The 17,620-nt window shown below is 58.7% G+C and carries 15 protein-coding genes and 1 pseudogene; 12 read left to right on the forward strand and 4 right to left on the reverse strand.

Translation table 11 applies throughout. The features are described from left to right. The first annotated feature begins 4 nt into the window (after window positions 1–4). From OMK73_RS06050 to trfA, 9 genes are all read left to right on the forward strand, one after another. Complete coding sequence (locus tag OMK73_RS06050) at window positions 5–511, forward strand: hypothetical protein (protein WP_267601187.1); 507 nt, start codon at window positions 5–7, stop codon at window positions 509–511. Next, window positions 483–728, forward strand: coding sequence for a hypothetical protein (locus OMK73_RS06055; protein WP_267601188.1), 246 nt, complete (start codon window positions 483–485; stop codon window positions 726–728). The genes OMK73_RS06050 and OMK73_RS06055 overlap by 29 nt, the downstream gene beginning before the upstream one ends. A gap of 1 nt (window position 729) precedes the next feature. Further along, entirely contained in the window at window positions 730–1,347 is a 618-nt protein-coding gene (locus OMK73_RS06060) for a DUF4400 domain-containing protein (protein ID WP_267601189.1), read from the forward strand. Between the two features lie 77 nt (window positions 1,348–1,424). Continuing rightward, window positions 1,425–2,318: an ATPase gene (locus tag OMK73_RS06065; RefSeq protein ID WP_267601190.1), complete on the forward strand. Its 894-nt coding sequence runs from the start codon at window positions 1,425–1,427 to the stop codon at window positions 2,316–2,318. Between the two features lie 78 nt (window positions 2,319–2,396). Next, on the forward strand, window positions 2,397–2,585 hold the full coding sequence (locus OMK73_RS06070) for a hypothetical protein (RefSeq protein WP_267601191.1): 189 nt from the start codon (window positions 2,397–2,399) through the stop codon (window positions 2,583–2,585). After that, window positions 2,563–4,290 carry an ATP-dependent helicase gene (locus OMK73_RS06075; RefSeq protein WP_267601192.1) on the forward strand — a complete coding sequence of 576 codons (1,728 nt, stop codon included), beginning with the start codon at window positions 2,563–2,565 and terminating at the stop codon, window positions 4,288–4,290. The genes OMK73_RS06070 and OMK73_RS06075 overlap by 23 nt, the downstream gene beginning before the upstream one ends. A 165-nt stretch (window positions 4,291–4,455) precedes the next feature. Beyond that, window positions 4,456–6,498, forward strand: coding sequence for a DEAD/DEAH box helicase (locus OMK73_RS06080; protein WP_267601193.1), 2,043 nt, complete (start codon window positions 4,456–4,458; stop codon window positions 6,496–6,498). Further along, the gene (locus OMK73_RS38875; RefSeq protein WP_420715468.1) at window positions 6,495–7,259 is read left to right on the forward strand and encodes a helicase associated domain-containing protein; all 765 of its coding nucleotides are present in this window, start codon (window positions 6,495–6,497) and stop codon (window positions 7,257–7,259) included. Before OMK73_RS06080 ends, OMK73_RS38875 begins: the two co-directional genes overlap by 4 nt. 1,964 nt (window positions 7,260–9,223) lie before the next feature. After that, window positions 9,224–10,207, forward strand: coding sequence for a plasmid replication initiator TrfA (gene trfA, locus OMK73_RS06085; protein WP_267601194.1), 984 nt, complete (start codon window positions 9,224–9,226; stop codon window positions 10,205–10,207). Between the two features lie 4 nt (window positions 10,208–10,211). Here trfA and OMK73_RS06090 read toward each other — a convergent pair. After that, window positions 10,212–10,970: pseudogene (locus tag OMK73_RS06090) on the reverse strand (ParB/RepB/Spo0J family partition protein); the annotation flags it as partial. Between the two features lie 68 nt (window positions 10,971–11,038). On the opposite strand from OMK73_RS06090, the gene OMK73_RS06095 reads away from it, so the two are divergent. Beyond that, window positions 11,039–11,209 (forward strand): hypothetical protein, encoded by a 171-nt coding sequence (locus tag OMK73_RS06095; RefSeq protein WP_267601195.1) that lies wholly within the window; start codon window positions 11,039–11,041, stop codon window positions 11,207–11,209. Between the two features lie 13 nt (window positions 11,210–11,222). Here OMK73_RS06095 and OMK73_RS06100 read toward each other — a convergent pair whose 3' ends face one another. Next, on the reverse strand, window positions 11,223–11,885 hold the full coding sequence (locus tag OMK73_RS06100; protein ID WP_267601196.1) for a ParA family protein: 663 nt from the start codon (window positions 11,883–11,885) through the stop codon (window positions 11,223–11,225). Window positions 11,886–14,844: 2,959 nt separating this feature from the next. On the opposite strand from OMK73_RS06100, the gene OMK73_RS06105 reads away from it, so the two are divergent. Together OMK73_RS06105 and OMK73_RS06110 are read left to right on the forward strand one after the other, a co-directional pair. Further along, the gene (locus tag OMK73_RS06105) at window positions 14,845–15,075 is read left to right on the forward strand and encodes a hypothetical protein (protein WP_045242925.1); all 231 of its coding nucleotides are present in this window, start codon (window positions 14,845–14,847) and stop codon (window positions 15,073–15,075) included. After that, window positions 15,062–15,430, forward strand: a complete 369-nt coding sequence (locus tag OMK73_RS06110) for a type II toxin-antitoxin system PemK/MazF family toxin (RefSeq protein WP_267601197.1) — start codon at window positions 15,062–15,064, stop codon at window positions 15,428–15,430. The genes OMK73_RS06105 and OMK73_RS06110 overlap by 14 nt, the downstream gene beginning before the upstream one ends. 1,084 nt (window positions 15,431–16,514) lie before the next feature. On the opposite strand, the gene OMK73_RS06115 is transcribed toward OMK73_RS06110, so the two are convergent. Both OMK73_RS06115 and OMK73_RS06120 read right to left on the reverse strand, forming a co-directional pair. Beyond that, complete coding sequence (locus OMK73_RS06115) at window positions 16,515–16,748, reverse strand: hypothetical protein (protein WP_267601198.1); 234 nt, start codon at window positions 16,746–16,748, stop codon at window positions 16,515–16,517. 14 nt (window positions 16,749–16,762) lie between these two features. Beyond that, on the reverse strand, window positions 16,763–17,356 hold the full coding sequence (locus OMK73_RS06120; protein ID WP_267601199.1) for a phage integrase family protein: 594 nt from the start codon (window positions 17,354–17,356) through the stop codon (window positions 16,763–16,765). Window positions 17,357–17,620 lie beyond the last annotated feature (264 nt).

Raw genomic sequence — 17,620 nt, forward strand, 5'->3', positions numbered from 1 at the left:
GCACATGTCCAGCCTGTTTCGCCAGATCGTCAAGCAGCACAAGCTGTCGGCCAAACTGTCTCCCGTCTTCCTCTGCTTCCCGGAACTGGACGACGTCTGCACCCGGCTCGTGGACTTCATCGGCCTGAACTTCATCGTGCGCGACGAGCCGCTGGTAAAGGAAATGCTGATGGACGCGCTCGCCGGCTACAAGGTCGAGCGCAAGGCCGACGACGGCAACGTCGCCTTCATGCGCGGCCTCTTTGCGCGGTCGCACGAGTTGTATGCCAAGCGTTATGCCGCCTTCAAGGGCGAGAAGTACAACGTCTGGGCCCCCTTCCTGGAGCCGATCCCGTTGTTCGAGGCGCGGCAGTTGCCGGGATATGTCTGCCGCATGGTCGATGAGCCGTGCCCCGAGCCGATCACGCCGCGCAGCGCCGCTTTTCAGTTGGCCGCTCGCGTCCTCAAGGGACCGACCTTCCGCCGCTATTTCGAGGAATACGATGCCAGTAGCCAACACGCTCATTGCTAAGCTCGCCCGTCTCGCGCCCAATGAGGTCGCGGACATGCGCGCGTGGGTGCGCGCCAACGAGGCCGATGCCCCGGTACCGGAAGGGTTCATCCAGGGCCGGCATGCGTTCGCCATGGCGCTGGTGAAGTTCGAACAGGATCGCCCCGCACAGTTCTGGGGTGGCCTTATCGCATTCATCGCGATTCCGTGCCTGGTACTTCATTCCCTGCTGCGCTGATATGTCCAACAGTCGTTTCGCTTCACACATGCGCCTGTGGCTGGTCGTCACGCCCGTATTACTGGCGACACTCGCGCCCGTGCTGACCGATGACAGGCACTTCGAGATCGATGCCACTGAGCAGGCTTCGGTCGAATCCGTGTTCGGGGAAGACCGGGCCAACGACCTAGCCAGTCGCGCCAACGACCGGTTCCGCGCGTGGTTCGTCGACTCGGGCGCGATACGCCGCTCCTATGCCGGTTCCGCGAACCAGACTCTTGTCAGCGATGGGGGCACAGCCGGCATCGCCTCGAACTGGATGCGGCACCTCTGGATGGAACTGTACCGCGCGATCTATCGGGCCACGGTCGCCGGCAACTGGTTGTGGGGCGCGATCTTCTTCATGGCATCCATGCTCAACGACGGCGCGGTGCAGCGCCGCATCAGGGCCGCTGCGGCGGGGGTGGCCAGTCCCGTGGGTTTCCACCTCGCGGCACACGGGTTGCTGGTCGCATTTGGCGTTAGCGGCTCAGCCCTGCTTATGCCTATGTCGCTGCCCGCCGCAGTCTGGACGGGCGCGGCCGTCTGCATCGGAGCCCTCGCCTGGCAGCTTGCCGCCAGCTTCCATTCGAACCGGTAGCCGCACACACATCAACCACAACGCAACCATTCAACGCGGATCGCCCAACCTTGGGGGTCCATTCAGGAGAGAACAGCATGACCACCAACACTGACACCGCCGTTGTCGCCACACTGGACGACGCGCCACTCGCCGCAGCAACCGATACCCTGGCCGCAAGTGTCCCGGCGATCGAGCTGGCCGACATGGCTCCCGGCACCGGCACCGGCACCGGCATCACCGACGGCGCGGACGACGGTTCGCTGGAGCGCGAACTGCAAGAAATGGATGCGGCGGCCGAGACGCTGCGCAAAGAGGGCTTGATCTCGTTGGAGGAGGCCGCTGAGAAGAAAGCTGAGGTCGACAACACCCGCAAGCGCTTTCGCGAACTGAAGCCAGAGGACCGCGCCGCGATTATTCGCCGGCGTCGTGAAATCGGCGTCCAGATTCTGACCCGCCAACTGGCCGGCGCCGCGGTCGTACCGGTCGCCATCAAGCTCAACCACACGCGCCTGCGCCCCCTGTTTGAACAATGGTGGCCGTTCATGAACCGCATGAGCATCAACCTGCAGCGCTTTGGCAGCGCCACCTATGCCAAGTCGGAGCTGGCCGCCGTGGAAGAATATTTCGAGCGTGCGCTGTCGCGCATGGAGGACTACGTCGACGAACAGTTGCGCGTCGCCGAAGCGCTGCGCACGCAGCGCGAAGCAGAGATGCGAGCGAAGAGCGACATTGTGTTTGAGCCGACGGTCACGCTGCCATCGTTGAGCCTCACGGTCGAAGCCTATTCTCGCTTCTCGATGCGCGTGCTGGGCGTGCTGGCCAAGTTCGACCGCACGATGGATCAGTTCGACTTCATGGTGTGGAATGGCATTCGCGACCAGACCGACATCAACGACGAGGTGGCGCGCTTCTTGCGCAGCTTCCACCCGCTCGGCCTACGCGGCTACACGACCCACCTGAAGCTGATGACCACAGTGCGCGGCGTCTGAACGTTACGTGCCGCCCCTCCTGTTCGCGGGCGGCATCCACCCCGAAACACCGACCGACCGATTGACAGGCTAAACCATATGGACTTGACGAACGCCAGGGTGGAATTCCAGACCGACTTCAATTCGTTCGGTGAAGGGATTGTCATCGCGCATGACAGCAACAACGGCCGTCTCGTGATCCGCGACGACGACGGCATCCACTGGCGAGGCTTTGATGATCACATCGAAGTCATTGAGCGTCCCGATGAGCGCACTTCCCATGCTTGATGAACTTAATCCGGCCCAGCGCGAAGTGGTGGAATTGCGTAAGCATTGCGTCGCCGTCGCGTGCCCAGGTGCCGGAAAGACCAAGACCATCGCCACCAAGGCCGCAATGCTGCTCGCGGATCCGAATGCCACGGTCGGCGCGGTGACGTTCAGCAAGGATGCCGCAGTGGAACTGCGCGACCGCATCGTGGCGTTGGCAGGACCGGGTGCGAAGAGACGGTTGTTAGCGGGGACATTCCACTCCCTCGCCTACAAGCAGCTTGGCCAAGCGGACAGGAAGCGCCCCGATATCGCAAGCGACGGGGATCGCATCGCCATCCTCACCCAGGTCCTCGAGGACATTGGTCTAGAGTGGAAAGTCGAAGACGCAGTCGCCGTCATTGAACGACTGAAGACTGAGCTTTCCAATCCGCCGCCTGCAACCATCGAGGCGCAACTCTTTGACGCGTATCAACGCGCTCTGGAGCGCAATGGGAGGGTTGACTTTCAGGACCTCCTGCGTCTCGCTGTTGACGGCATGCAGCGCGGCACGATCGAGCCCTATCGACTCCACTATCTACTTGTCGACGAATATCAGGACTGTGACGGACTGCAAACCATGTGGACCGCACAGCACGCACAAGCAGGCGCTGTAGTCACTATTGTTGGTGACGATGATCAGAGCATATACGGCTTCAGAAACGCCTGTGGCTCTAAAGGTATGGAGGCCTTCATTGCGCAGTTTGACGCGCAACCGGTTGTCCTTGGCCAGAACTACCGATCGCACTCCGAGATCCTGGCCGCCGCGGACAAGGTCATCCGCAACAACCAGAACCGAATCCCGAAAGAATTGGTGGCGCACCGAGGCCCCGGAGGCAGCGTTGGATTTCAGCGCTTCGATGACGAGTACGCAGAAGCCGTTGCTGCGGTTGAAGCGCTAGTGCCAGTACTAAGACAGGGAAAGACTGCCGCTGTACTCGCGCGGACCAACCGAATACTCGACCCAGTGGAGGCGGTATGCCGCTCGCACGGCGTGAAGTACTACCGTGCCGCCGGCCGCTCAATACTCGATCGACCAGAGGCCGCGTTGATGGGGAGCCTCCTGGAGCTAATCCAGAAGACGAAGAAGACTGGTCTAGACGCTCTGCTTGGCTACGCGGGCCTTGGATCTCAGGACCTTCAGCTACTTCACCGGAAGACTGGGCCGTCTCCGCAATTTGACCAGCTCAAGAAGAAGGATCTTGTGGCGATCGGGATATCAGAGCATGCCGCGGACAAGTATCGCGATCTGATTAAGAAGCTCTCCGAATGGCGTTCGCTCTGCGAGCGGCAGTTTTTCTCCCTCATTCTTGACGGCGTTCGGGAGTGGATGCTGCAGTGGGCAATGGCAGACCAGGCTAAGCGCGCGATCAACACAACCTATGACGTTTTATCCCGACTGAATGGACCTTTCTCTGATCGCTTGGAGTTCCTACGGCGTGCAAACAACGAGCCCTCCCCTGACGCGCTCGTGTTGACGACCATGCACGCTTCCAAAGGACGCGAGTGGTCGGGCACGTGGGTTATCCGCGCCGAGGAGACTGTAGTCCCAGATGAAGGTAGCACGGAAGCCGAGGAGCGCCGACTCTTCTACGTAGCGCTCACACGTGCCAAAGACTGGCTTTTCGTGAGTACCGCAAAGAAGAACCCGACTTCTCGATTTGTCATAGAGGCGGGGCTAAGCTGAACCGCAGCGCCTACCGATCAAGCGGGTTTCTACATCGAGCTCCGGTCCAGCATCGGATCCTGATTCGATTGGCAGAAATGATCCGTTAGCACAGTTACTTGCTTATCTTCGTTCGCAATGTACCTTGATCCACTCCTGTCGATCCGCAAAGTCGCAAATTAAGAAATGAAATCTCGCCGCCTCCATCAATCCCGTGCCATTCATGACGTCCTTTCCGGCTTCAAGCGCGCTAGCCGCGGGCAGCTCGTGATGGCCTGCGGAACGGGGAAGACTCTAACAACGCGCTGGATTGCCGAGGATATCGGTGCAGACTTAATACTTGTGCTGGTACCGACGATCGGGTTGCTAGACCAATTCGCCTCCGAGTGGCGGGACAACTGCTCCCCACAGCACCGCTACGCGACCCTATGTGTCTGCTCTGACAGCACTGTCGGCTCACCTAGCGTCGATGACGATCCTGTGGACGTCTCCACCGCAGATCTTATGGAACATAGGTTCGAGGTTTCTGCAGATACACAACGTATTGCGGAGTTCATGAGCACGGCGGGCCGCAAAGTGGTCTTCTGCACCTACCAGTCCTCCCATTTGATCGCCGCTGTCCAAGTAGATGCTGTAGTGCCGGATTTTGACCTGGCCATCGCTGACGAAGCGCACCGGTGCGCCGGCAATATGGGCAGCGCTTTTGCCACGATCGTTGACGGCGATCGCATTCGCGCTAGCAGGCGTCTCTTCGCTACTGCGACTCCAAGGATATATAGGCGCGCATCTCGAAGGAAGGATAGCGTCCGCGAGGCATTCGACATGAATGACGAAGCGCGATTTGGTTCGCGCTTTCACACGCTCTCATTCGGTGCCGCCATCCAGCAGGGACTTCTTTCCGACTACCGCGTGGCGGTAATCCTGATCGACGATGCCGATGTGCAATCGATGCTGCAGCAGTTTGGCCAATCAGGTTTCGGGCGGTCCGCGAACGAAATGTGGCGGTGCGCCGCGCAGGTTGGCCTGTTGAAGGCAATGCGTGAATTCGACCTGCGGAGGGTAATCAGCTTCCATCAGCACGTGCGCGGCGCGAAGGAGTTCGCCGATGAGCTCCCGGCTGTAGCACGAGCAATGTGGGCAGATGTCCCCATATCCGAGATCCCGGCTACAGATCACGTATCCGGCGCGATGAATGCGAACGCTCGGAAGCAGAAGCTGTTGTCGTTTCGCGACGCGAGTGACGACCGCCGCGTGTTGACCAATGCGCGATGCCTAACCGAAGGGGTGGACGTTCCTGGCATCGACGGAGTTGCCTTCATTGATCCGCGGGGCAGCGAGATCGACATCATCCAAGCTCTAGGACGCGCCATCCGTCTGCACAAACACAAGGAGTACGGCACGATCGTTCTGCCCGTCTTTCTCGGTACTGGCGAGTCGGCGAGCGACGTCATTGCGAAAACCGATTTCAAGCCGGTTTGGGAAGTACTCAATGCCCTGCGCGCGCATGACGGTGACTTTGAAATGGCGTTGAAGGGGCGGCGCCAGGCTTTAGGTGCGGTTTCGAGAAGTGAGGCACTTCCATTCGCGAAGATCGAATGGGTTACCACTGGCCGTGTTATAGGGTTGGCCGAGGCGCTACAGCCTATTCTTGTCGATAGGCTCACCGATGGCTGGGAAGAAGGCTTCGGCGCCGCCAAGGCACATTGGGAACTTCATGGCCACTGCAATGTGTCTGGCGACACGAGGTGGCCGGATGATGGCCCATCAGCCTATCCGCTTGGGAGATGGCTGCATACCCAGCGGTACATGAGAAGCACCGGAAAGCTATCCAACGAACGAACTGAACGACTCTCAGCGTTGGGGGTTGTGTGGAATCAGCTTGACGCGGCGTGGGAAGAAGCCTACGCGTGCCTGTCCGCATGGCATCGTGTCCATGGTCATTCCAATGTCCGTCGCAGCGCGCGTTGGCCAGAGGATGACCCGGATGGTTTTCAACTCGGTGTGTGGGTCCGAGTACAACGCGTGGCGCAAAAGAGCGGCCGCCTATCTGACTCCCGTCAGACCAGGCTCAAGTCTCTTGGCTTCGTGTGGGACTCTCGCGCTTCTGCGTGGGGCGAGGCCTTTGCCCATGCAATCTCTTGGCGAACTCGCTATGGCACATTCACCCCCCTCAGGCGGCGACGTGGCCTGAAGACGATCCGAACGGGTTTCGTCTGGGCGCTTGGTTGAACGCGCAGAGAATCGCAAAGCGCGACGGTGAGCTTTCGGTCGACCGCATTGCGCAACTCGAAGGGTTGGGCGTCGTATGGAGTCCCGCTGCCGATGCGTGGGCCGATGCCTTTGAATGTGCGGTTGCCTGGTACAAGAGATATGGGCATTGCGATGTGCCTCAGCGTGCAACCTGGCCTGAATCAGAATCTGGCGCTTTTCGCCTGGGGCATTGGCTTGGTTGCCAGCGCGCAGCGAAGTTGAAGGGAAGTCTCGATTGCGAGCGCGTTGGGCGGCTAGAGTCGTTGAGTATCGTGTGGGATCCACTGCAAGCGGCATGGGACGAAGCATTTGCCAAGGCGGCCTCATGGCGCGAGACGTTTGGTCACTTAAGTCCGAGCCAAGACGCGACATGGCCCGTTGGTGACGCAAGCGGATTCAGCATAGGCGCGTGGGTCAACTCGCAGCGCCGCGCCCGGAGGGCGGGCAAACTGGCAAATGAACGACTGGTTCGGCTCGAATCGCTTGGGATAGTGTGGGAGCCGCGGTTAGAGCGGCTTGAGCGGCGCGCTGGATTGCCCGCCAACTCCACGCCCTCCTCCTCCGGGCCGGCTGTGCGCCGGGAGAGTCGCCGGCCGCCGGTAACCCCTGTCCCGCGCGGCAATCAGCGGACCCGCACTCTTACGAGGAAAGGCCGCTCGCTCCTGCACGAGTACCGCGCGGTTTGCTTTTGGTCTGAAGGGTTGCCTCTCCACTGTGCGCACGCACCCTTGGAATGCTGAGAATAGCGTCGTGCGCGCTCTCGCTAAGACGTGCACTTCAGTTGGCGATTGAAAACCGCTATTCGCGCAGCCGGCCGATTCTCGCTCGGCCGTAGGCGAGCCGCCCGTGGAAACCGCGAACGCTCCCGTCGACGGGCAGGGAGCCCGCCCTCGCCGACGGCGGCGTCTACGACAATCTCGGGCTGGAAACCTGCTACAAGCGGTATCACGCCCTGTTTGTTAGCAATGCCGGAAAGCAGTTCGCGCCGCAGCCCAAGGTGAGCAGGAACTTGCTGTCCCTAGTCTAGGCAATCGTTGCATCGACGTGCTGGATAACCAAGTACGGGTCCTGCGCAAGCGGCTGCTGCTCCACGCACCGACCAATGGCGAGCGCAACGGCGCTTTCTGGGATATCCAGCATGACATCACCATGCACCCCTGTAATCCGCGGCTAGTGTGCCCGCCGGCGAGCACCACCGATCTTGCCCAGGTACCGACGAACCTAGCAGTTAGGTACGCGCGATCCCAGGAGCGACTCATCAACAGGGGATACGCCGTAGCCGATGCGGCGATACGCGCTTGGTTTAATCCGACCCGCACGTCCCTCGCATCGTTCCCGTCCCCTGATACCCGGGTCTGAGATGCGCGTTCGCAGCGGCTTGGCGAACCGTCGTCAACCCCATTGGCGAACTATCAAGCCAGTGCCGCTGAGGCCTGCTCCGGGACCATTGGCGAACTATCAAGCCGGCGTCGCTGGGGCCTGCTCCGCGACCATTGGCGAACTATCAAGCCGGCGTCGCTGGGGGCCTGCTCCGCGACGATTGGCGAACTATCAAGCCGGCGTCGCTGGGGCCTGCTCCGCGACCATTGGCGAACTATCAAGCCGGCGTCGCTGGGGCCTGCTCCGCGACCATTGGCGAACTATCAAGCCGGCGTCGCCGGGGCCTGCTCCGGGACCATTGGCGAACTATCAAGCCGGCGCCGCCGGGGCCTGCTCCGCGACCATTGGCGAACTATCAAGCCGGCGCCGCTGGGGCCTGCTCCGCGACCATTGGCGAACTATCAAGCCGGCGTCGCCGGGGCCTGCTCCGGGACCATTGGCGAACTATCAAGCCGGCGCCGCTTAGGCCTGCTCCGGGACCATTGGCGAGCTATCAAGCGGTGCCCCTCATCCTGGAGCAATGACGAACCGATCAAACTGGCAGGGGACGGCACATGCCCTTGGTCATTGAAGGACTGCCTAGGGCCTCCAGGTGGCTCGCCAATCATTTCCTCAGACTGACTTGTGGAAATCTCTCGATGCTGCCCTGCCTCGGTTACGGGTGATTGGCGAACTATCAAGAAAGGCCCCGTTGAAATATGCCTGTTAGAGCACACTACAGAAGGATCGGCCCTTCCCCACACGTACGCTCCCGCGAAAGCTACCTGTTTTTCGTCGCCTTTTGATACTTCGCCAACAGTCCGGCCACCTCAATCGCTAAAAGCCTTATAAACAAAAGAAAGCAACGAGAGTGTCTGCTCACTATCGATAGGTGAGGCATGCTCATTGGAGTCGAGCCCGCACCGATCCCGCGGCCCCGCATGGGCCTGGAGCATAGGTGAACCATCAATAGCAGATCGCCGAGATGTCAATAGTGGATCGGCGATCTGCTATTAGTGACATAGCCGTACCATTAATAGGAGAATAGCTATGTCACTATTGATTGTTCGCCGATCAAAATCAGGGCTAACTATATGATTTATAAGGGGAAACGGGGTTCCCTAATCAGTCTTTAATCTTTTTCTTAATCATAGAGCAACCAAGCCTCGACCTCTCCACTCCCGCCGGCACCGAACCGCGGCACAACGGCTGTTGTGAGAACTATTTTCAGAACCATCGGTGAACTATCAACGATCATCGCTGAATAACCAATAGTGGCACGTTGACATCGGTCCTTAGCACTTCATAATGCAGCAGACCAACACGCAGTCCACAGTGGACCCCAATGGAACCAACCGACCCCGACCAGTTCGAGCTTGTAGCTCAAGACGACACTTCAGCTGCCCGCAGCGGCCGGGTGGCTGGCGCCGGTGTCCGAGCAAGCAGCTCTGCCAGGCTCATGGGGGCAACCGAGAAACTGCTCGCTAGTGCCATGGAAAGGCGCTCGAAAGGTATTGTCAACGCGCCTGTCCCTCTCGAACTTCCGTTCTGGATTGAAGACAAGCGGGGGATGCCGAATGCAATTGCGCGAGGGGCACTATTTACGGCCACGAAGGACGACAATCGTGAATATTACAAGGGCACGAAAGTAGCCACGCTCGCAAACGTGGATATCGTTTACAAGGGTGAAGAACTTCGCCAGGACGACATGAGCGTCCTATTGACCGTCTTTCACCTGGCGCGGCAACGTCCTCTTTCAAAGGATGAGCCCGTTGAGTTCACCGCTTATGCTTTTTTGAAAGAAGTGGGTTGGACTATCAACGGCCAAGAATATAAGCATCTACAAGAGTGTTTTGACCGCCTCTCAGCGAATTCGGTTAAAGTGCTCGCCGATGGTGGGAAAGCAGGGTATGCGGGCTCTCTCATTCGATCATTTGAATGGCGAGACTCAGCCGGCAAATCGCTAAGCAAATGGCGGGTGTGGCTTGAACCAAAGATCGCAGGCCTGTTTACTCAGGATTCATTCACACTGATGGAGTGGTCGGAGCGAAAGAAAATCGGTCAGCGCTCTCCCCTTGCCCTCTGGCTTCATAGTTTCTTGTCAACCCACCGTGAGCCGCTGGCACTAAGCGTTAGTAAGTACCGCGAGCTTTGTGGAGCAAAGGAGAAGTCCCTGCCAGGCTTCAGGCTTCGCCTAAAGGCTGCTCTTCAGAAACTGGTCCTATCTGGGTTTCTGGCAGGATTTGAAATTAAGAATGACCTGGTGTACGTTAGTCGATCATTAAATCGTGAGCGCTTGGCAGCAAGCCAGACCCGTCCTAAACAATGACCTGCTAGTGGCTAATGCCACCGTACTTTTCGGCTAACGCTTTCAAATCTTCAAGAAGCGATTCTTTGACCGCGGCATCGGTCTGGGTGACTTCGAATACAAGACGTCCGGAATCCCAATCCTTGATATATCCGATCTCGGTATCGCCGCTGCGGATCTTATACTGCCGAGATATCTCCTTCGTCTTCCGACTGCGAACCATCTCTTCGTTCTTACGAATTGACGCAACATCGCGGGTGCTCAAGTCGTCGCGAATGATCTTCTCCAACAGCGAGAGCGATTTGCTTTCGTCATGCTTTTGCTCGTAGAGGAAGAGTTCGTAGAGCATTTCAAGTCCGAAGCGCGCCGGTGTCGCGGTCGCCTTTTCAAGAACTGAAGAAGAAAGCTTTCCGATAGATACTGTCTTGGATACTTTTGCCTTCGAAGCACCTGTGACCTGACTGATCTTATCGAGATCAGCCTCGCCGTTTTCCAGGAGCGAAGTCCAAGCAAGCGAATCGTCGAGCGCCGTTTGCGGGCTACGTTGATCGTTTAGCGCATAGCTTAGCCGGTAGAGATCAAAGCGATCGTTGATGCGCTTGATATCTATTTTTATCTCGTTGCGCCCCAGGGATAGAAGCGCTCGTCGCCGGTAATGACCGTCGATGAGGATGAAAGTACCGGGTTGGTCCTTATTTGGGATCACCGGGACGGGTGTCAGTTGCCCGTTCGTGGCGATGGACGCAGCACGATCCTTTACCACTTCCTCGTCGTAGAGTCGACGTGCGTTGAGGGGTTCTCCAGGACCTTCTCGATTTCTACGACCCGAATATCGCCCTCTAGCATAGCCACATGAGTCACTGCCTCAGGACGCGGCTGTTCTACGATTACGCCACCGGCGTTTTCCAGTTTGTCGGCGAGCCGGAAGCGGTCTCGCGCTTTCTGCGCGTCATTGGATACCAACTTCGCTTCTTCGGTAAAGGATTCCGAGAGTGCACCGGCCAGGCGATTTTTTCTGTTTGACATAGCTCAGTTCCTAAAGAGAAATGATGCGAGTGACCTCGTCAACGAACGCGTTAATCTCGGAGATCGCTTTCTTGTCACGGCTGCCGTACGCGGTCCCTGTCGGAACGGTGAAGTCGGAGTATGCGGTTCGCTGCGCGAGTGAGACCTTTGCCAACGGGATGCTCTGGTTGCCAAGTTGCTCGACAACCGCTGAGGCCACGGAAGTCCGTGTTACCCGATTGGCCACTACCAGCGCCATCAGTTCGGTATTCTTCTCTCGAGCGCTCTCAACTAGGGTCAGGGCTTTTGGTAAGGCCCACATATCTTGTGGAGTCGGTTGAACCGGGATTACAGCGATATCGGATACAAGAAGCGCGCTGGAGGCTACAGGCGACTTTGCAGATGGCGGGCAGTCAACAATGATGACGTCATAATCTTCGATCTCCTTTTCGATCTCACGATGAATCCTAGTCTCGAAGTTGAAGACGTTCTTGATATCGCCAGGGAATTGCTTGCCGGCGGTGTTCGCAGAATTTGCGGAAGCGATCCACCGAGAAGCTGTTCCCTGATCGTCGGCATCGATCACCAGAATCCTCAGTTTCCGTAGTGCGAGGCCTGCACCTACGTGCAGGCTGCACGTGGTTTTCCCCGCCCCACCCTTCTGGTTAAAGACCGTGATTACTTTCGCAGTCATGCGCAACTCCGTTTCGGCGCCGAAATGGCTCACTGGGCATGGTAGCTTAATTAATTTTTTCCGTTAAAGATAACGCATAAAAACAACACAAATTTGTAGAAATTTTAAATAAAAACCATGAATGTCGTCCGCTTCCGAGCGGAAGACCGTGGCTATCACGTTTCGGCGCCGAAACGGGTGGAGGATTAGTCCGATGCGAGAAAGTTAGGATCAATGCCTCGGGGGTGAAAGCCCAGTTACGATTGGTTACTTGGCGCTCAACCCGTTTCGGCGCCGAAAAGGGGCCTCGCGGAGCTACTCCCTTTAACAACCGTGGATCCTCCCGCTGCTTGGTCACCCAGCAGGTGGGAAATGGAAGGCACCTCGTGCTAAGAAGAGTTTCCGCTCTGATCTGAGCGGCTGGCGGCATGGCGGTCACTGGGAATTTGCCAGGTAGCGGCAGTGTTTCGGCGCCGAAACGTTACCTGGGCATTTCCATCTGACTACACGAGGTCGACCGTGGTTGGGTCGAGAGTCCAACGTCATCGAGGCCGTGGCACGATTCCGAATCGTGGTGTATCGCGTTCAGTCGGGCTGGGCGTTCGACAGTAAGGTTCTGTCAGAACTGCCAGGTGGTTGCTCCTTGTCGTAGGTCACGCTTCCGCGCTCTGGTCCAGCCTCGTTTCGGCGCCGAAACGCTGTTCTCTAAGGTCACGAGTAGGCGGCCGGGAGTTGGCCCATATACTCGACCTTGCTTCATTGGCTTAGCATCAGGCGTTCACTGGAACTCTGTAGCTGCGGTTTCGACGCCGAAACAGGCGATGCCACTTGTCTCTCGTCACGCTGGTCGTTTCTTGGCATCGTTTAGCTTCCATATCTGGCGCCGGCGTTCTTCGGGTTTTTCATGTCGGACAGGATTCGCATGTGTGTTCGAGCAGAGCGTTTTCGGCGCCGAAATGCCTGGTGACACTTTCCAGTTGCGGTCCCGGCTGTGATAACGCATCTCGTCGCATTGACCTTCGACTTGGTCTGGTTTGACGAGGAGAGGCGCCGGCGGATGAAGCTCAAAGCGTCTTTTCGCTTTTCCTGTCGTCTCTCAGCTCCCGCGTATGGAATGGCCTCGGTGGTCCTAGTACCGTGAGTGACCCAAGCTTTTACTCGTTTCGGCGCCGAAAGGCTGTCCGTCGAGTCGCCATTGAATGTTGCTCAATGAGGAGACGGGCTGTCTACGCTATAAACCGTGAGTGCTAGCGGGTTACCATCTCGAACGGACTGGTGGCTCACGTTTCGGCGCCGAAACGGATCCCAACGCGCTCCGCGAGGCGGCAAAAAGTATGCAATGCCAGCTACATGTATGAAAGGCGGGCAAGGTTTCGTAGCCAAATGCACAGACAGTGTCTTTTGTATTTGTAATTTTCAACGAACACAAAAATTTACGCTGTGCGTAATCGTAGTCTGCATGACCCCAGAGAGTGAGTGGAGAGGGGAGGGCGCTAGATTGGCCCGCTCTGAATCTACTATAAGCTTGTTGGGAGCAGTCGAAATGGACGCACCAACAAGAAAGACTGACGCTGGCCGGGCGAAGCCATCGCAGGCAACGCTACACTGGCAACTAAATGCCATCAACGGGAGCAGTTTCCGTGGATGCCGGAGGTGACGAAGAACGCCCTCACTTGCGCGACCGCGTTACGCTCAATGAACGACCAGTTCGTTGTCGACGTTTCGCTGGGGAAAACTATGTGGCCCACAGTCTCCCGTGTGGCCGAAAGGTGGTTTGTCAGTCTCACCGTTGGCGGCCTGGATCATTCTCAACTGCCCGAAGCCTCACAAAGCGTGCTTGGGCGCCTGAGGCGTCTATCGCGCAGCCTTAGTCGCGTGCCGAAAGGCTCGGCCAACCGAAAGAAGGCCAAAGCAAGCTCGCACGGCTGCATGCCCGGGTCTCCTGTATTCGTTCCGATGACTTGCACGAGCTCACGAGCGACCTCACCCGCCGGTTTCACACCATCGGATCGAGGGTCTGAACGTGCGGCACCTGGTTCGATCGGTGGCCGACATGGGCTTCTTTCGAGTTTCGCCGCGGTTGGAGTACAAGGCGACGTTGCGGAGTGGCGTAGTGGTGGTGGCGGACCGTTGATCGCCAGCGGCAAGACGTGTTTGTGCTGCGGAAACAGGATGGATGCACTGCCGCTGTCAGTCCGGGCGTGGACGCGCCCGACCCGCGGCACGCCTCATGCCCGCGACGTGAACGCCGCGATCAACTTGCGCGTTACCCCGTGAGTTCCACGGGTCAGCTTGGGAGAGGAAGGCTCTGGTCCCGGCTGTAATGCCGGGATGAAACCAGCCTCGACGAAGCAGGAAGTCAGCTTTGGCCCGTTTGAGCAGGAATGAGTAAGTCTGACGGAACGGCGAGTCACGGGTTGCGGCAGCGTAACGGGCGGGATTTATATACTGAGTGCGCCGGGAGACGGGCAAGGAGTTGGTAGCGCAAGTCTACTACGGTGAAGGAATAGCGAGCCACATCGGCCCCGAGCCGTGCGCAGGCCACCGCGAGGTGGTCGGCGAAGCGTCGGTAGGGCAGTGTTTGGGCCAGCCATTGAGCCACGATCGCGCCAGGCGAAGCCTGGGGGTGGAGGAAGTCCAATGCATCGGAAACCACCCATTGGGATCCAGAGGGATCGTCTCCCTCCCGGGAAAAGCTAACCACCGACCGGAAGCGAGCCTTGCATGCGATCGCGGTAACGCACTACTTGACGCGTAGACAGCGGGTACTGAAGCCGTGTGATGGAGTCTCGATATCAATCAACTGCTGGCGGGGCATGACTGCCAAAGTACCTAAGACGGCATTTGTGTTCAACTCCGCCCCGCGGTCCGATTCGCCATTCGTCATACGTTGATGTAATACACAAATCTGCTACAATTAACGCACTGGACGGGAGTGCGTAATATGCACTAACGAACACTTATACTCTGGAGCACCTATATGAGCGCAGCTGTCCTGACGTTCCGTGCGGCGCCGGAATTAGCGTCGCAGACAAGAAGCCTCGCCAAAGCGGTGGGGATGTCGAACTCGGACTATGTCCGGGAAGCCGTTCGCGAGAAGAATGAACGCCTCATGGCCGAGCGCATTGCCATGCTCTCGCGCCGCCTATCGGCCGAACATCTCGCCTTCAACGAAGCCCTCGACGATTCCGCAGGAGATGGGCTTGCCTAAAGTAAAGCGAGGTGAGATCTGGGAGGTCGATTTCGAACCCCAGGCGCCAAAAGTAGAGCCGGGCAAGCGTAAGCGCCCGGCTCTCGTCATTCAGACCGACCTTCTGAACGACGCAGGCCACCCCACGACGATAGTTGTGCCGGGCACTACTCAGGTGAGACGGGACCAGGACTACTTTCCTCTGCGAGTAGCAATTGGCAAGCCCGGCGCCATGCCCGAGGAGACGGACCTGTTGATCGATCAGGTACGGGCTATCTCGAACAACCGATTGATGGGAGGCGCTGCAGTTGCGAACCTCTCTCGCACCCACATCAAACGAGTGGAAGAGGCGCTGAAGCTGCTCCAGGGCCTATGACACCCCACCGAGCGGTGGAGGGGCGCCGTCAGTACAATCGTTTTTGAGACGGGGAGTCCGGGATCCCGGCCCTCCCCCATCGGAACCCCGCGCATGCGGGGTTTTGGCTTTTCAGAGCCGCATCCCGCCGACAACACCGGCACCAACATCGATCGCCGCTTGGCGGCAGCAGGCCTCAGGTCAGCATTCAAGCTGCTACTCTCATTGACGGCGAACCATCCGCGAGTTGCTAAGTGCTTGAAAAGACGAATAATTTCCGTCTGCCGCAACAATCTTGTCCGGAAGCCGCTGGTATGAGCCATGGTGGGCGAACGAAGACAACCGGTCTTAAGACCAGAACAAAAAAACAGCTTGCTCCAGGACACTTCTGAAGTGAATCAGTCCGGATCAGTCGAGCGCACTCGCAGCTGGGTGGGTGTGAAACCCTCGGACGTTATGCCACGCGCTTCGCAAAAGCCTCGCCATAGGCGCCGTATCAGCTGATCCAGCCCGCTGGCCGAGTAGCCTGCCGCGTCGCCGGCCAAACGTTTATGAAGCCCGCGCCTGGTGGAGGGAAGTACAACGGGAGCGAGCAGGGCGGCCTGTGGGGGCGGAGTTGTCGTGGTCCAGCCGCGATCAGCCCAATGCGCCTGCAAAGCCGTCCAAGTCGCCCCGTCTAACGTCAACGGGCGCCGGCGCGAACTGAGAAGTTTGAGGTTCTTCGCCTGCTCTGTGACTTCCAGACTAGCGCAGCACAGCCCAGCCAAGTCTGTCACCCGCATGCCTGCAACACGCAGGAGCAGCGCCACGGCGCGCGCGGCCCGGTGTTGCGCGCCATGTCCAGTGTTTCCCAGCCAGTCCAGGAAAGCTGCAATGTCGGAAGCGGCAGGCGGCGGCCGTCGTGTTTGCGCCCGCGTAGCACGGTTAGCAACTGCTGGCAGGCGCAACCGCCGTCCGGCCTTGGCCATCGCCCGCAACAACGCGCGAATGACTCGCAAAGCAGCAGCGACCGAGCCGGCGCTCAACGGGCCTTCAAAGGGCCGCCAGTGCATTTTGTCGCGCGGCCCACTGGGTCCGCACCAGAAACGAGAGGGCTGGGGATCGGCTAAAAAGCTTCATACGCAACAATATCTTCCGCTTCCAGCATTCCCAGGTCTTTGCCGCGCCCGGCACTCCACAACAGTAGCCTCTCAGCCTCGCGCCGATAGCTGCTGCGGGTATGCGGCGCGCGGGCCTGTAGCCAACCTTGCACAAACACCAGGTCAGCCGTCAGGGCACGCTTGACTACTGTATCCGGATCCGGCGCAAGCATGCGCTCAAGCGGCACCGGATAGGGCATGCGGGGGCCCAATGTCAGCGGCAATAGCGCCTCCCGCTGTGCGTGCGCTGAAGGGGGAGAACGTAGGCGCAGATGGCCACTTCGCCCAACGGTTGGCGTTGCCGCATCAGCCAGTTGGTGATGATCTCCGCCGACTGTGCCCCAATACGCGGCACCGTTCGCCACCAGCTGCTGCCGCGCTGGTTTGCCAACGCCGTCAGATCGGAGATCTGCCGGAGGTTGGCTGCCTTCAGCCGGCGCGCCAAGCTTGGTTTGAACCACAGCGAAACCTCATGGTGGGCTTGTGGGTAGCCTTGGCCAAGTTGCTCGAGCGAGGACAGGGCGTCAACGCGCCGGGTCATGCCCACGTCCGAGCGCGCGCGCAACGCCTCGAACATGGCTGCGATCTCGGGCTGGTTATGCTGTAGGGCGAACTGCACCAACCGGTCGCGCAGCAACAGAATGCGCCGGATCGCTTCCGGTTCGCTTAAGCCTTCGTCGACATCTGAGTCCAGCAGATAGCGGTTGGCGATGTCCACGGGCCGCATACCCTGAGCGTAAGCACGCACCACGGCAAATTCTGTGCGTGTGAGCTTGGTGGTGGCAAGCTTTTCGAGTTCTTGAGCCATGATGGGGAAAAGTTGGGGCTAAGTGCTTGAATTACAACAAAAGTCAGCGAGCGCAAATCCGAACCGACCTGAAATGGCGAATAAAACGCAATGTAAATTATTTTTCTGCTCACCGCTACATCCACTTCGATTTTGCACCGCCTTTTTCCCCTCCAACTCGGCTCCCGGTGCCGAATCGCCGCAATCGCTGCCCTGCCGCGCCAACTCCTATTATGAGTAAGTGTGCTTGGCCCACGCCCATAGATAGGGGGCCAGGCGCGCTGC

It is taken from the genome of Cupriavidus sp. D39, assembly GCF_026627925.1.
Classification (GTDB): Bacteria; Pseudomonadota; Gammaproteobacteria; order Burkholderiales; family Burkholderiaceae; genus Cupriavidus; species Cupriavidus ulmosensis.